Origin of the sequence: Pseudorhodoplanes sp. (assembly GCF_035565855.1) — a bacterium.
Lineage (GTDB): Bacteria > Pseudomonadota > Alphaproteobacteria > Rhizobiales > Xanthobacteraceae > Pseudorhodoplanes.
In genome coordinates this window covers 1-13612 of record NZ_DATMRX010000221.1, presented here as the reverse complement: position 1 = coordinate 13612, position 13612 = coordinate 1, and the positions used below count along the sequence as shown (strand labels likewise).

Here is a 13612-nt window from a genome sequence, read left to right as displayed (position 1 = left end):
GATGGACACGGTTACGAGAAGACGGGTGCCCGACCTGCTCGGAGACGTGCTGGTCAACGGTACGTCGCTATTCCGCAGCGAGGTGCGGCTCGCACGCGCAGAGGTCGGCGAGAAGATCAATCAGGCCATGCGCGGCATGATCATGGCGCTGGTCGGCGCCGTTCTGATGATACCGGCCCTGGTCATTTTACTCACAGCCTTGGCCGCAGCGTTGGCCGAGCGCGGCATGGAGCCGTCGATTGCCGCTGCGATCGTGGGCGGTGCAGCGCTGGTGATCGGCTTGATCCTTCTGTTCGTCGGCATCAACCGGCTCACCGCTGACAACCTCGCGCCGCGCGCCACGATCGACCAGTTACGCAGCGACGCCGCGATGGCAAAGGAGCAGGTGCGAACATGACGCAAAAATCCGTTTCCCAGGCCGAGCGTGAGGCCGAATCCGCGCGGGCGCGCCTGGAGCAATCACTGGCTGAGCTGCGAACCAGTATCAGTCCCGGCAACATCTTCGATGAGACCCTGAACTACGCCCGCAATAATGGCGGCACTGAATTTGCCCGCAATCTCGGACGGCAGGCGCGAGACAACCCGCTTCCGGTCGCTCTGATCGGCGCTGGAATCGCCTGGTTGATAATGACGCGCAAGACCGGCGACGACCGCGATATCGAACAGCGCTACCGCGCCGCGTCCGGACAATTCGGCGAAGAAGTCTCCGAGACGTCCGGCTCAGCCTTCGCGCGCGAAGCCTCCGATCTCGCGGGGCAGGCGGGCAGTGCGTTCGAAGCCGCACGCGACCGCGCCGCGTCGGCCTTCGACAGCGTCACCGACACCGCATCGCGTGCGACACGCCGGATGTCGGACACCGCGTCCGGCACCGCCGATAGCATGCGGCGGGGGATACACGATGCGCGCGATCGCGCGGCCGATGTCAGCCGCAAGGTCAGGAACGGCGTATCCACGATTGTCGAAGAGCAGCCGCTCGTCCTTGGCGCAGTGGGCCTGGCGATCGGCGCAGCGATGGCGGCGGCATTCCCGTCCACCCGGGTGGAGGACAAGATCGCCGGCTCCTTCAGCGACGATATGAAAAACGAGATCAGGAACGCTGCGTCGCAAACCGCAGAGAGCGCGACCAACGTTGCGACTCGTGCATTCGATAGCGCCTATCGTGAGGGTGAGCGCGCGGCGCGTGACGAAGGCCTGATGGCGCCTTCGGAGAGCGCGCGCGACGACACTTCCGACAGGCGCGGCGCGAATGAGCAATCCCAGATGACACAAGCCGGCGCATGATGTCGACCTGCGCGGGCACCAAACGAAAGAGGCTCCGGTCTTGCGACCGGAGCCTCCATTCGGCGAGGGGCGGTGCCGGGTATACGCCCCGCCGCACGACTCTGGATTATTCCTGGATGGATTCTCCATGCAGGGTGATGTCGAGACCTTCTTCTTCCTGAGCGGCAGTCACCCGCAGTCCGATCACCACGTTGATGACGAACAGGATGATGGCGCTGACGATCGCGGTGTAGACGATGGTTACGCCGACGCCGTAGATCTGCGCGCCGACGCTGGCATCCTTGGCGGCTTCGTTGATCGCAACGTCCGCAAACACGCCGGTCAGGATGGCGCCGATGATGCCGCCGACGCCGTGGACGCCGAACACGTCCAGCGAGTCGTCGTAACCGAGCGCCTTCTTGATGTGGACCGCAGCGATGTAGCAGCCGATGCCGGCAACGATGCCGATGATCAACGCACCCTTCGGATTGACGAAGCCTGCGGCCGGCGTGATCGCAACGAGACCACCGATGGCCCCGGAGATGATGCCGAGGAGGCTCGGCTTCTTGATCACGATCCACTCGCAGAACATCCAGGCGAGAGCGGCCGCGGCCGTTGCGATCTGGGTATTGACCATCGCAACACCGGCAAGCGCATTCGAGGCGGCGGCCGAACCTGCGTTGAAGCCGAACCAGCCGACCCACAGGAGGCTGGCGCCGATCAGCGAGTAGGTGAGGTTATACGGAGCCAGATTGGCGGTGCCGAAGCCCTTGCGCCGGCCGATGATGATGCAGGCGACAAGACCCGCGATACCGGCGTTGATGTGCACCACGGTGCCGCCGGCGAAATCGAGCACGCCCGCGCCGCCGAGGAAGCCGCCGCCCCAGACCCAGTGCGCGACCGGCACATAGACCAGCAGCAGCCACAGCGCCATGAACCACATCATCGCCGAGAACTTCATGCGCTCGGCAAAGGCACCGGTGATCAGCGCCGGAGTGATGATGGCAAAGGTCATCTGGAACATGATGAAGACCCACTCCGGGATGGTCCCTGCGAGCGAGTTCGTGGTTTCGTTGGTGACGCCGGCAAACATCATCTTGCCGAGGCCGCCGATATAGGCCTGCGTTGCGCCGCCATCGTCGAAGATCAACGAGTAGCCGCAGATCATCCAGAGGATGCTCACCAGACAGCAGATCGCAAAGCTCTGCATCGCGGTGGCGAGGATGTTCTTCTTGCGGACCATGCCGGCGTAGAACAGCGCCAGGCCGGGGATCGTCATCATCAGCACGAGCGCCGTTGACGTCAGCATCCAGGCGGTATCGCCGGTGTCGAGTTTGGGCTTTGCGTCCTGCGCATAGCCTGACGTGGCCGCAACCAGAGCCGCAGCCGCGACCGCGACTCCCAGCCAGGTCCGGTATGGAAACTTGAACGACATAATTGAAGCTCCTGTCCGAGTGCGTTCGCGTTAGAGGGCGGAGGCGTCTGTTTCGCCGGTGCGGATCCGCACGGCGTTCTCCAGGTTGAGGACGAAGATCTTGCCGTCGCCGATCTGGCCGGTCTTGGCGGCCCCGGTGATGGCTTCGATGACCTTGTCGACCTGGTCGGTGGCGACTGCGACCTCGATCTTGAGCTTCGGCAGGAAGCTCACGGCATATTCAGTGCCGCGGTAGATTTCAGTGTGCCCCTTCTGACGCCCGTAGCCCTTGACCTCGGTGACGGTCATGCCGTGGACCCCGATCGCGGTCAGGGCGTCGCGGACCTCGTCGAGCTTGAATGGCTTGATAACGGCCATGACGATTTTCATATGGTTCGATCCCCGTTGGCCCGGAGCGCAGATGTCGCACCGGGCAATCTCACTCGGGTTCCGGCACGCGGATGTGCCCCTGCTGGCCGGTCCCCGGAGGTGAGGGAATCAAACCCCGTGCCACTTCGCTGCGGCACGCGTAACGCTATGATCGAACAACAAAATTTCGGTGGTGGAGGTGGTTCGGTCAGACCGCCGCGATGGCGCCGCACAAAGCAGTGCCATCATTGCCTAATAAACAGTCAGTCGCGGGAGCGTTGAGAGGCGCAGGCGTCTCAAGCGGGCCGAACCATTCGTTGCCCGCTACTTTTGCGACAGGCGCGCTGCCCCGGTCACCCGAAGTAGAAGCCGTCGGTCGGCCGGCCATGCTTCTGCGCCAACCGGTATTCGAGCATGAGCAGGCGATCCTGACCCCAGAATTGCTCGCCTTCGTAGACATAGGTGGGGGCGCCGAACACGCCGATGCGGATCGCTTCCTCGGTGTTGCGGTCATATTCGGCCTTCACGGCGTCGTCCTCGGTCGCCGCCAGAAGCGCTGTGCCGTCCATGCCGTTCTCGTTGGCAATCGCCGCCAGCGTCGCATGATCGGCGATATTGCGATCCTCCACCCAGACCGCGCGCAGCACCGCATTGGTCAGCCGGCTCCAGTCGAGCCCCTTCTGCATCGCAGCGATCACGAGGTAACAGGCGCGGCGGTCGGCAACCGGATGAAAGGCCGGTTCGAGATTGCACGGACGCTTGAGGATTTCGCTCCAGCGCTTGAGTTCGAGATGCCGATAGACCTGCCGCTGCTGCGCGCGCTGCTTGAGCGGAAGACCGCCCGACACCGACCACACCTTGAGGAGATCCATCGGCTTGTGCCGGATCGTCAGGTTGTAGCGCTGCGCCAACGCTTCGAATCGCTGATGACCGAGATAGGTCCACGGCGACGACATCGCGTCGTAATAGTCGATGAAGGTGTCCGGCATGTGCTGTCGAAGCTCGCAGAAGAAGGCGCGGCAAGGATAACCCGCCGCGCCTTTCAATCGATGATCAGTTGGTGCCGATCTTGATATTCGCGGCCTTCACGATCGGCCACCACTTTTCGATCTCGGCCTTCTGATGTGCGGCCAGCGCTTCCGGCGTCTGCTTCTCCGGCGGCGCGATCACCTGCCCGAGCGCTTCCAGCTTCGCACGCACGGCCGGGTCGGCGAGTGCGTCCTTCACCGCGGCATTCAGCTTGGCGACGACGGCCTTCGGCGTACCCTTCGGCGCCCACAATCCATACCAGATCGACACATAGAGGTTCGGCAGGCCGGCTTCATCGACGGTCGGAATATCGGGCGCTGACGGCAGGCGCTTCTCGGACGTCACCGCATATGCGCGGATCTTGCCTTCCTTCACATGCGGCAAGGCGTTCGAGACATGGTCGAACATGAAGTCGATATTGCCAGCGAGCAGATCCTGCAGCGCGGGCGCAGCGCCCCGATACGGAATGTAGTTGAGCTTCACGCCAGCGAGATTCTCGAAATAGACGCCGGCGACATGGGCGGCGCTGCCGGCGCCGATGCTGCCGACCGCGGCCTTTTGCTGATTGGCCTTCGTCCAGGCGACGAATTCCTTCAGGTTCTTCGCCGGCACGTCATTCTTCGAAACCAGCACCATCGGATAGCTGGTGAGTAGCGCGATCGGCTCGAAGTCGGTCAGGAGATCGAACGGCAGCGGATAAACCGCGCCGTTGATGACATGCGTGCTCCAGTGACCGAAGCTCAGCGTGTAGCCATCGCCCGGCGCCTTGGCGACGCGGCCGACGCCGATCGTGCCCGCGGCCCCGGTGACGTTTTCGACCAGCACCGGTTGCCCGAGGCTCTGATGCATGCGCTCGCCGAGCGTGCGGATCAGGGCGTCGGTCGGTCCGCCCGCCGAGAATGGCACCACAACGGTCACGGGACGGGTCGGAAAATCCTGGGCCAGCGAAGCGGTGGTCCCGGCGAGGACCAGGGCGGCTGCAAGGGCAGCGCCAGAGAGAAGGCGGGGCATGGGAGATCCTTTCTGGCGCTGACAAACACAGCGCCCTTGCCCCTCAGATAGAATAATGTTCCAATTAATCGCAATACGACGGGGTAAAAAAGGATATCTTCTTTAATTATAGGCTATCTGTAGGATAACGTACTCATATGACCGTCTTTCGCGGTCTTGTTCTCCCACCGGCCGGAGGCGACGAGACCGCTCTCGGCACGGTCTCGCACGCTGAGAACTGGTGTCCTGAAACACCTTCGGTTTCACGAACCAGTCGCTCTCCAGTTGTCATCGCCCGCGAAAGCGGGCGATCCAGTAAACGCAACCGCCTCAAGAGTTTGCTGGATGCCCCGCTTTCGCGGGGCATCCAGTCAGAGAGATCAGAGCGCGTCGCTATCGGTTTCGCCGGTGCGGATGCGCATGGCGCGGTCGATCGGAGTGACGAAGATCTTGCCGTCGCCGATCTGTCCGGTCCGCGCAGCTTGCGTCACCGCTTCGATCGCGCTCTCGACGCGATCCGAGTCCACCGCGATGTCGAGCCGCACCTTCGGCAGAAAATGCACGGCATATTCGGCGCCGCGATAGATCTCCGTATGGCCCTTCTGCCGGCCATAGCCTTTCACTTCGGTGACGGTCATGCCGTGAATGCCGACAGCGTTCAGGGCATCGCGGACGTCTTCCAGCTTGAACGGCTTGATGATCGCTGTGACCAGTTTCATGACAAGCGAGCCCTTGTTTTGAGACTGCACGCGATCGGCACACAAAATGTTTTGCCGAAAGCGTGCGCACCAACGCAGCCGCCCGGCGCGGGTCAGGCCGCTTCGATCGGCAGGTTACCGGTTAGCGGCGCAAAGATTAAGCGCCGAAACGATGCCGCTTGATCCGCGCCGACGAAATCCGCCGGTTTGGTTTCGGTCATCCTTCCGTCCGCCGCAGCCGGACCAATCCTTCCTGTGCGACCGTCGCCACGAGCGTGCCGTCCCGCTTGAAGATCAGGCCCCGGGATAACCCGCGCGAGCCGTGCAGGTTCGGCGAATCCTGCGAATAGAGCAGCCATTCGTCGGCACGAAACGGCCGGTGCAGCCACAGGGCATGGTCGAGGCTCGCGCCCATGAATTCCTTCTCGAACAGCGTGCGGCCAAGCGGTACCAGCGCGGTGTCGAGCAGTGTCATGTCGGAGGCGTAAGCCAGTACGCATTGATGGATTGCCGGATCGTCGGGAAGCCTGCCTGTCGCCCTGATCCAGACGTTGAACAGGCCGTCTGCCGACTTGCGGCCGAGGTAACGGCCGTAATCGACCGGACGCAGCTCGATCGGACGCTCGCGCTTGTAGTAACGCTGCACCGGTTCGGGAAGCGTCGGCAGAATGTCGCGCATCATCGTCTCTTCGTCCGGCAGCGCCTCGGGCGGCGGCACATCCGGCATGAGCATCTGATTGTTGAGGCCGTCCTCGTTGTTATGGAACGAGGCGATCATGATGAAGATCGGCCGGCCGTGCTGGATCGCCTTGACGCTGCGGGTGGTGAAACTCTTCCCGTCACGCGTGCGCTCGACCTCATAGACGATCGGCACCTTGGGATCGCCGGCCAATACAAAATACGCATGCATTGAATGCGCGGAGATTCCTTCGACGGTGCGGGAGGCGGCGACCAGCGCCTGTCCGATCACCTGTCCGCCGAACACCCGCGGCCAGCCGGTCTGCGGCGAGCGGCCACGGAACAGATTGACCTCGAGCGCTTCGAGGTCGAGAACGTCGAGAAGGGCCGAGACGGCTCCGGACATGAAAAAGCTCGCTCTCCGTGTCGTTATCCGTGCGATCGCCCCACGGGGGCGGGCCAGGATGACGGACCATGGTTTCCGATATGACGCAAGCGCACAGTAAGACCGATATTCTCATTGCAGGGGGCGGCTTTGCCGGCCTCGCGCTGGCCATCGCGCTGCGTCAGGGGTCGGAGGGCGGGCTGTCGGTCGCGCTCGCCGATCCGGCGCTGGATCGCGCCTCGGGCGACCCCCGCGCCTCGGCGATTGCCGCGGCGGCGCGCCGGCTGTTCGAAACCATCGGCGTCTGGGACGCGATCGCCGCGGATGCCCAGCCGATCCTCGACATGGTGATCACCGATTCCAAGGTCGGCAACGCGATGCGCCCGACCTTCCTGACCTTCGACGGCGAGATCGCGCCGGGCGAGCCGTTCGCGCATATGATCGAGAACGGACCGATGATCGCGGCGCTGCTCGACCGCGCGCGCGCAGAGGGAGTCGACCTGCGGCCGTTCGCGATCCGCCAGTTCGCGTATGACCCCGGTCGCGTGACGGCGACATTGTCGGATGGCACTGCGCTCCCGGCGCGGCTTCTGGTTGCCGCCGATGGCGCGCGCTCCGTGATCCGCGAACAGGCCGGCATTGCAAGCGTCGGATGGGATTACGACCAGGCCGGCATCGTCACCACGATTGCACATGAGCGCGATCACAATGGACGGGCGGAAGAACATTTCCTGCCGCCCGGTCCGTTCGCGATCCTGCCCCTGAAGGGCAAGCGCTCGTCGATTGTCTGGACCGAGGGTCGTGACGAAGCTGCGCGGCTTGTCGCGCTGCCCGATGCGGAATTTCTCGCAGAACTCGAACAGCGCTTCGGCTTGCATCTCGGCGATCTTGCGATCGCGGGACAGCGCCGCGCCTTTCCGCTCGGCCTGCATGTTGCGCGCAGCTTCATTGCCGAACGCATCGCGCTCGTTGGCGACGCCGCGCATGTCATCCATCCGATCGCGGGGCAGGGGCTCAATATGGGCCTGCGCGACATTGCCGCGCTGGCCGAAGCCGTGATCGACAGCGCGCGCCTCGGCATCGATGTCGGCGCGGCCTCGGTGCTGGAGCGCTATCAGCGCTGGCGCCGCTTCGACACCATGGCGATGGGCGTCGCGACCGACGGCCTCAACCGGCTGTTCTCCAACAATTCGGACGTGCTGCGGCTTTTTCGCGATGTCGGCCTCGGCATCGTCGATCGCATGCCCAATCTGAAGGACTTCTTTATCCGCGAAGCGGCCGGGCTAACCGGCGACGTGCCGAAGCTCCTGAAGGGCGAGGCGCTTTAGAGCATATTCACTTTTCACGGAAACAGTCGCTCTTCAGTTGTCATCGCCCGCGAAAGCGGGCGATCCAGTCAACACAATGGCTTCAAGAGTTCACTGGATGCCCCGCTTTCGCAGGGCATGACAAGACATGGGCGAGGCGTTGTAGTCAGCGCGCGAGCGAGCGCACGAACGCGATCAGGGCGGGCATCAGCGCCGGATCGAGGGGCGCGGCTGGATTGCTGTAGAGCGCGACATTGCCCGCGATGTCGGCCGGCGACACTTTCAAGACGTGGTTGGCTTCGGGCAGCAGAAGCGTTTGCGTATCGCTGCGCGCCGCGCGAAGCGCGTCGAAGTCGGCTTGCGCGACCTGCAGGTCGCGTCCGGCATGAACGATCAGCGCCGGCGCTTTCAATTGCGCGAGTGTGGCAGCGGGATCGAAATTGCCGATGGAGATCAGGAAGGGCTGCATCGAGGGCCGGAACAGCGCGGCCAAAGGCGGCGGCACATCGGCGACCGCCTTGCCGGCGGCGAGCCTGTCGAGGATCTCGTTTGCGCGGGCATCGAGATCGGGCGGCAGCTTTCCCTTGAGCTGCTCCCGCATCAGCGCAAGGTAGGTGCGGCCCGGTGAGGCGAGCAATATGACGCCCGCCACCGGAAAACGCGCGGCGGCGGCGAGCGCGAGCATGGCTCCTTCGCTGTGGCCGGCAATGACCAGCGATGACACATCGGGTCGCGCCGACAGGCTCCGCAACGCCGTGACGACATCGCCGACGGACTTGTCGAAGGTGATGTCCTCCTCGCGCACCGCCGCGGCTCGGCTCTCGCCGATGCCCCGCTTGTCGTAGCGCAGCGACAGAATGCCGTTGGCGGCAAGGTCCGCGGCAATGAGCCGGTAGGTATTGGTCTCCAGCCGCGGCGCACCAGGCGCAAGCTGAGGGCCATTGCCATTGCGGTCGGTTGGACCCGAGCCGGCGATGATGAGCACGGCGGGCCCGCGCGTATGCGCCGCGGGCGTGGCGATCGTGCCATGCAGCCCGTCCGCCGACCATGCCTCTTCGACCATTTGCGCCCGCGCTTGTGTCGCGCTCACGGAGAACACCGCAAACGCTGTCGCCGCAAGCATCGCGAGCGTGCGCAAGGCGCCGGTGTCCGCATCAGCTCAACGGTATCGAACCGACATGCTCCTGAAAGGCGGGGCGCTTCTCGATCTCGGCAAACCAGCGCTCGAGATGCGGCAGCGCCGGCCGATCCGGGCAAAGCTGGCGGAAGCGATAGGCCATCACCCCAACCGGGATGTCGCCCATCGAGAAGCGGTCGCCGGCAACATAAGCGGTGCGCCCAAGCTGCGCGTCGAGAATCGTCATCGCTTCGGTGGTCTTGCGCTGCGAATCAGCGATTGCGGCGTGGTTGCGCTTCTCGGGCGGCGTGCGGATCAGGCCCCAGAAGGCGTGAAAGATCGCGGGTCCGGCCACACTGAGCTGCCAGTCCATCCATTGATTGGCGAGCGCGATGTTCTTGGGGTCCGCCGGCTCCAGCGTGCCCGAGCCGTATCGCCGCGCCAGATACCGAATGATCGCGTTCGATTCCCACAAGACGAAATCGCCTTCGACCAGCGTCGGCACCAGACCGTTGGGATTCATCGCAAGATAATCCGGCTGGTCGTTCTTGCCGAACGCGCCGCCGACATCGAAGCGCTCATATATCAGATTGAGTTCGCCGATGCCCCACATCGCCTTCTGGACATTCGACGAATTGTTGCGTCCGTAGATTTTCAGCATGGCTTCAATCCAGTTTGCGCGCTTCTTCGGCCAGCATGATGGGGATGCCGTCGCGGATCGGATAGGCGAGCTTGGCGCTGCGCGAGATCAGTTCCTGATTGACCGGATCGTATTCCAGAGTGGCCTTGGTCAGCGGGCAGACGAGAATTTCGAGGAGCTTCGGATCGACTTTCTCGGCGCTGGTCTTGCTATCGGGCATGAACGTTCGTCCCATCCGGTTTCCGATTGATCGATGGCGGGGCCGGCCAACGACGTTGTCATTGCAACGGTGTCTCGCCGTCGGTGCGGTTCTTGGCGAGTTCGATTTCGGTGACCGCGATCAGGATTTCGGCGCGGGTCTTCAAGTCGGGCGCCTCGAGCAGCGCCTGCTTTTCCGCCGATCCGTAGGGCGACATCATCGCGAGCGCATTGACCAGCGCCTCGTTCGGCGCATTTTCAATGCCCTCCCAATCGGCCTTGAGATTGTTGGCGGTCAGAAAATCCGCCAGCGTGCGCAGCAGGCTCTTGCGGTCGACCGCGTCCTCGCCCTTGCGGGCCACGAAATCGTCGGCGAACGGCGCGTAGGTCACGCGGCATTGACGGTAGGGCGTCGTGACCTCCAGCTCCTCCTCGACGCGGAAGCGCGCAACGCCGGTGAGCTGCAAGAGGTAGCGGCCGTCGCCGCTCTCGGCGATCTGCGTGATGCGGCCGACGCACCCGACCTTGAACAGGTTCGGCTTTTCTTCCAGTCCGGGATGAGCGCTGTCGGGCTGGATCATCCCGATCAGCCTTTGACGCGACGCGAGCGCATCGTCGACCATGGCGAGATAGCGCGGCTCGAAAATGTTGAGCGGCATCTGGCCGCGCGGCAACAGGAGTGCCCCGGGCAACGGAAAGACCGGGATCACCTCCGGCAAATCCGCCGGTCCGTGATAGATCGCATTCATGGGCATCGCCGCACCCCGCCCTTCGCGATAACTCAGAAACTCAATGGACCCGCAAATACGCGGAGCGCGCGCCGCTGCCGGCGCCCACTCACGCGAACAGCACCGAGGACAACCGCTTCCGTCCGTTCAGCGTTGCTTCGTCGGTCGGACCCCAGGCATCGAACAGCTGAACCAGCTGCTTGCGGGCGCCGTCGTCATTCCATTTGCGGTCGCGTTTCACGATCTCGATCAGATGGTCGATCGCGGCCTCGCGATTGCCCTTGGCATTGAGGGCGAGTGCGAGATCGAACCGCGCCTGATAATCCTTCGGATCGGTGGCGACCTTGGCCTCCAGATCGGGAATGGAACCGAGATCCTTGGTCTGTTCGGCAAGCTCGATCGCGGCGCGTGCGGCGGCGACCGCGCTGTCGTTGCGCTTGGCCTCCGGAATCATCTCCAGGGTTTTCTTGGCCTGCTCGATATTGCCGGTGCCGACATAGCAGCGGGCAAGGCCCGCCATTGCGGCGATGCTGTTGGAATCCTGTTGCAGCACATGCGCATAGAGTTCGGCTGCGCCGGCGTAGTCTTTCCCGGCAAGCGCGGCATCGGCCGCGGCCAGTGCATCCTTCTCGTCGCCGCCGACACGGTCCTTGATCACGCGCTCGACGAATTCGGTGATCTGCTTTTCGGGGAGCGCGCCGAGGAAGCCGTCGATCGGCTGGCCGTTGACGAAGGCAAGCACGGCCGGGATCGACTGGATACCCATCTGCTGGGCGATCTGCTGGAAGATCGGAGGATGCTCGTCGATGTTCATCTTGACGAGCTTGAACTTGCCCTTGGCGGCCTTGACGACCTTCTCAAGCACCGGCGTCAGCTGCTTGCAGGGTCCGCACCAGGGGGCCCAGAAGTCGACCAGCACAGGCCGCCGCTTGCTCTCCTCGATGACGTCCTTGACGAAAGTCTGGGTGGTGGTGTCCGCGATCAAGTCCGACGCGGGCGCGGCGCCCGGCGCCTCGCCAATATTCTGCAGCATTTTAAGCAATCCCTGCGGGGTCCGGCCCGAAACCGTGGTCCGAGGACCGATGGCCCAAGACCCATGGCTCCAAGACCCATGGCCCCAAGACCCATGGCTCCGAGACCCGGTGCCCGTGACCCGGTTCAGTCAGCCCATTACATGGCACGGAACCCGCCAATTGCAATCGGTTCATGCTGGCTGGAGGCCAGGAACGGCGCGGATCAGCGGGCGGTGTCCGGTCGCCGCGGCGAATTTCAGGAGGTCGTCGCGTGCGATCGCGGTCGTCATGGTGTTGACGAGCGGGTGAAAGTTCAGAAGCGGATGCTCCATCATCGCCGCGTCGAAAACCGGGGTCACGCGGTGGTCGCGATCGTTGATCAGCGCAAACGGCGTCACCGAGCCGGGTTCGACCCCCAGCGTCTCGCGCAGGAGATTGGCCGAGCCGAACGACAGCCGCCCGCAATCGAGGACGCGCGGGAGCGCCTTCAGGTCCGCCCGCGAATCGGCCAGCAGCACGACGAGGTACAACGCGCCGCGCGCGTCCTTCAGGAACAGGTTCTTGCTGTGCCCGCCGGGCAGGTGGTCGGTCACCTCGCGCGACTGTTCGACGGTGAACAGCGGCGGGTGGCTCACCGTGGAATGGGGAATCGCCAGATTATCGAGGAAAGCGAACAGGTCGTCGGGACTGGCAGGCATGTCGGTCGGGGGGGTCGTGGGAGCGCGAATGCGCCGGAGGGGAGCCCTGACATGTCGAAAGGCCGAGCCCCGATCAAGTCAGGTCGAGTTATTTTCGTCCTTGCAGTTGCATTGGGCAGGGCCATTTGGCATAGGAAGGCCCCCGGCGGCCAGCGCTGCCGGACCCTAAAGGATGCGGGTGTAGCTCAGGGGTAGAGCACGACCTTGCCAAGGTCGGGGTCGAGGGTTCGAATCCCTTCGCCCGCTCCAACGAAATCAATCACTTAGCCGCTACCTATGGCCCTTGCCTCGGGGCCGCTTTGCCCTGTGGTAACGTCGGCAACGGGCCGGAAGGTCCTGCGGTTTACCGCGGCTCGCATCATTGGTTTCGCGAAAATGGCGGCTTCGGTTCCGCCGCGAGATCCCGTTGGGGCCAAAGGCGACCATGATGTCTGCCGTTCCCTCAGCGTTGGTCAGCCTCACTCCTGGGTGCGGCTTCCCAGGTAAGCTCGCCACAGGTTTCGCACTCGAAGATGCGTTGCGCAGGCTCGTTATCGAGCGAGGGGACGGAACCCTTCTGCAGCGTTTTTTCTCCGCATTTCTGGCAAGGTGGGTTCGTTTGCATTCAAACTCCCCCGTTTCCGCTCGACGGAGTGTAAGCCCCGTGGGCCGCGGGGATGTTCCTCACGCATCGCATGCCGGGGGCAACGCCCCAAAGGCAACCGAGAGAACGATGACCTTGCCCCTTGTTTATGATTCGCAATAGCCCCACCTTTAATCCATCATCGGCTTCGGTTCTGTCCCGTAGGCGCCGGTGGCTAGGAGACCAAGCGCGCTCTTGCCTGCTTCGTAAGCGGAGAGCAGCTATGGCCTCTAAAGACCCATTTAATTTCCTCAATTCACCGATGGTCCCGCCGATCCCCTGTGTCTCGTGCGGGAACAACATGCATTGCGTGCACCGGTCTCCTGTTGCGGAGGGCGAACGTCAGCAATTCAAATGTGCCACGTGCAGCCATGAAGTCGAGCGCGTGGTTGGCTCGCTGCCGAGCGATGCTGCAATCCAGGCCGAGGCCGAAAAGTTGCTCGGCATGAAGCGGCCCAAGCACTAG

General features: G+C 63.6%; 16 protein-coding genes and 1 tRNA gene. 5 read left to right on the top strand and 12 right to left on the bottom strand.

Annotated elements, in window-relative coordinates:
• The first annotated feature begins 1 nt into the window (after position 1).
• Both VN004_RS12365 and VN004_RS12360 read left to right on the top strand, forming a co-directional pair.
• Entirely contained in the window at positions 2-397 is a 396-nt protein-coding gene (locus VN004_RS12365) for a phage holin family protein (RefSeq protein ID WP_325610416.1), read from the top strand.
• Positions 394-1281: a hypothetical protein gene (locus VN004_RS12360; RefSeq protein ID WP_325610414.1), complete on the top strand. Its 888-nt coding sequence runs from the start codon at positions 394-396 to the stop codon at positions 1279-1281. The genes VN004_RS12365 and VN004_RS12360 overlap by 4 nt, the downstream gene beginning before the upstream one ends.
• A gap of 106 nt (positions 1282-1387) precedes the next feature.
• On the opposite strand, the gene VN004_RS12355 is transcribed toward VN004_RS12360, so the two are convergent.
• The 6 genes from VN004_RS12355 to tesB form a co-directional block, all read right to left on the bottom strand.
• Positions 1388-2695, bottom strand: coding sequence for an ammonium transporter (locus VN004_RS12355; RefSeq protein ID WP_414710285.1), 1308 nt, complete (start codon positions 2693-2695; stop codon positions 1388-1390).
• A 30-nt stretch (positions 2696-2725) separates the two neighbouring features.
• Positions 2726-3064, bottom strand: a complete 339-nt coding sequence (locus VN004_RS12350) for a P-II family nitrogen regulator (protein WP_325610411.1) — start codon at positions 3062-3064, stop codon at positions 2726-2728.
• Between the two features lie 332 nt (positions 3065-3396).
• Complete coding sequence (locus VN004_RS12345; RefSeq protein WP_325610408.1) at positions 3397-4032, bottom strand: 2-hydroxychromene-2-carboxylate isomerase; 636 nt, start codon at positions 4030-4032, stop codon at positions 3397-3399.
• Between the two features lie 64 nt (positions 4033-4096).
• The gene (locus tag VN004_RS12340) at positions 4097-5083 is read right to left on the bottom strand and encodes a tripartite tricarboxylate transporter substrate-binding protein (protein WP_325610406.1); all 987 of its coding nucleotides are present in this window, start codon (positions 5081-5083) and stop codon (positions 4097-4099) included.
• 359 nt (positions 5084-5442) lie between these two features.
• On the bottom strand, positions 5443-5781 hold the full coding sequence (locus VN004_RS12335; RefSeq protein ID WP_325610405.1) for a P-II family nitrogen regulator: 339 nt from the start codon (positions 5779-5781) through the stop codon (positions 5443-5445).
• A 196-nt stretch (positions 5782-5977) separates the two neighbouring features.
• Positions 5978-6844 carry an acyl-CoA thioesterase II gene (gene tesB, locus VN004_RS12330; protein ID WP_325610403.1) on the bottom strand — a complete coding sequence of 289 codons (867 nt, stop codon included), beginning with the start codon at positions 6842-6844 and terminating at the stop codon, positions 5978-5980.
• Positions 6845-6912: 68 nt separating this feature from the next.
• Here tesB and VN004_RS12325 point away from each other — a divergent pair, with 68 nt between their 5' ends.
• A complete protein-coding gene (locus VN004_RS12325) occupies positions 6913-8151 on the top strand; it encodes a ubiquinone biosynthesis hydroxylase (RefSeq protein WP_325610401.1) in 1239 nt (412 codons plus the stop codon).
• A 145-nt stretch (positions 8152-8296) separates the two neighbouring features.
• Here the strand turns inward: VN004_RS12325 and VN004_RS12320 are convergent, their stop codons facing one another.
• The 6 genes from VN004_RS12320 to VN004_RS12295 all read right to left on the bottom strand — a co-directional run bounded on the left by VN004_RS12320 (position 8297) and on the right by VN004_RS12295 (position 12524).
• Positions 8297-9220: an alpha/beta hydrolase family protein gene (locus tag VN004_RS12320; RefSeq protein WP_325610399.1), complete on the bottom strand. Its 924-nt coding sequence runs from the start codon at positions 9218-9220 to the stop codon at positions 8297-8299.
• A 64-nt stretch (positions 9221-9284) separates the two neighbouring features.
• Positions 9285-9908 carry a glutathione S-transferase family protein gene (locus tag VN004_RS12315; protein WP_325610397.1) on the bottom strand — a complete coding sequence of 208 codons (624 nt, stop codon included), beginning with the start codon at positions 9906-9908 and terminating at the stop codon, positions 9285-9287.
• A gap of 4 nt (positions 9909-9912) precedes the next feature.
• Complete coding sequence (locus VN004_RS12310) at positions 9913-10107, bottom strand: Trm112 family protein (protein WP_325610395.1); 195 nt, start codon at positions 10105-10107, stop codon at positions 9913-9915.
• Between the two features lie 58 nt (positions 10108-10165).
• A complete protein-coding gene (locus VN004_RS12305) occupies positions 10166-10840 on the bottom strand; it encodes an LON peptidase substrate-binding domain-containing protein (RefSeq protein ID WP_325610393.1) in 675 nt (224 codons plus the stop codon).
• 82 nt (positions 10841-10922) lie between these two features.
• Positions 10923-11843, bottom strand: coding sequence for a thioredoxin (trxA, locus tag VN004_RS12300; protein ID WP_414710287.1), 921 nt, complete (start codon positions 11841-11843; stop codon positions 10923-10925).
• A 174-nt stretch (positions 11844-12017) separates the two neighbouring features.
• Positions 12018-12524, bottom strand: a complete 507-nt coding sequence (locus tag VN004_RS12295; RefSeq protein ID WP_325610387.1) for a prolyl-tRNA synthetase associated domain-containing protein — start codon at positions 12522-12524, stop codon at positions 12018-12020.
• A gap of 174 nt (positions 12525-12698) precedes the next feature.
• Between VN004_RS12295 and VN004_RS12290 the strand changes: the two genes are divergently transcribed.
• Together VN004_RS12290 and VN004_RS12285 are read left to right on the top strand one after the other, a co-directional pair.
• A tRNA-Gly gene (locus VN004_RS12290) sits at positions 12699-12773 on the top strand.
• Between the two features lie 596 nt (positions 12774-13369).
• Positions 13370-13612: a hypothetical protein gene (locus tag VN004_RS12285; protein WP_325610385.1), complete on the top strand. Its 243-nt coding sequence runs from the start codon at positions 13370-13372 to the stop codon at positions 13610-13612.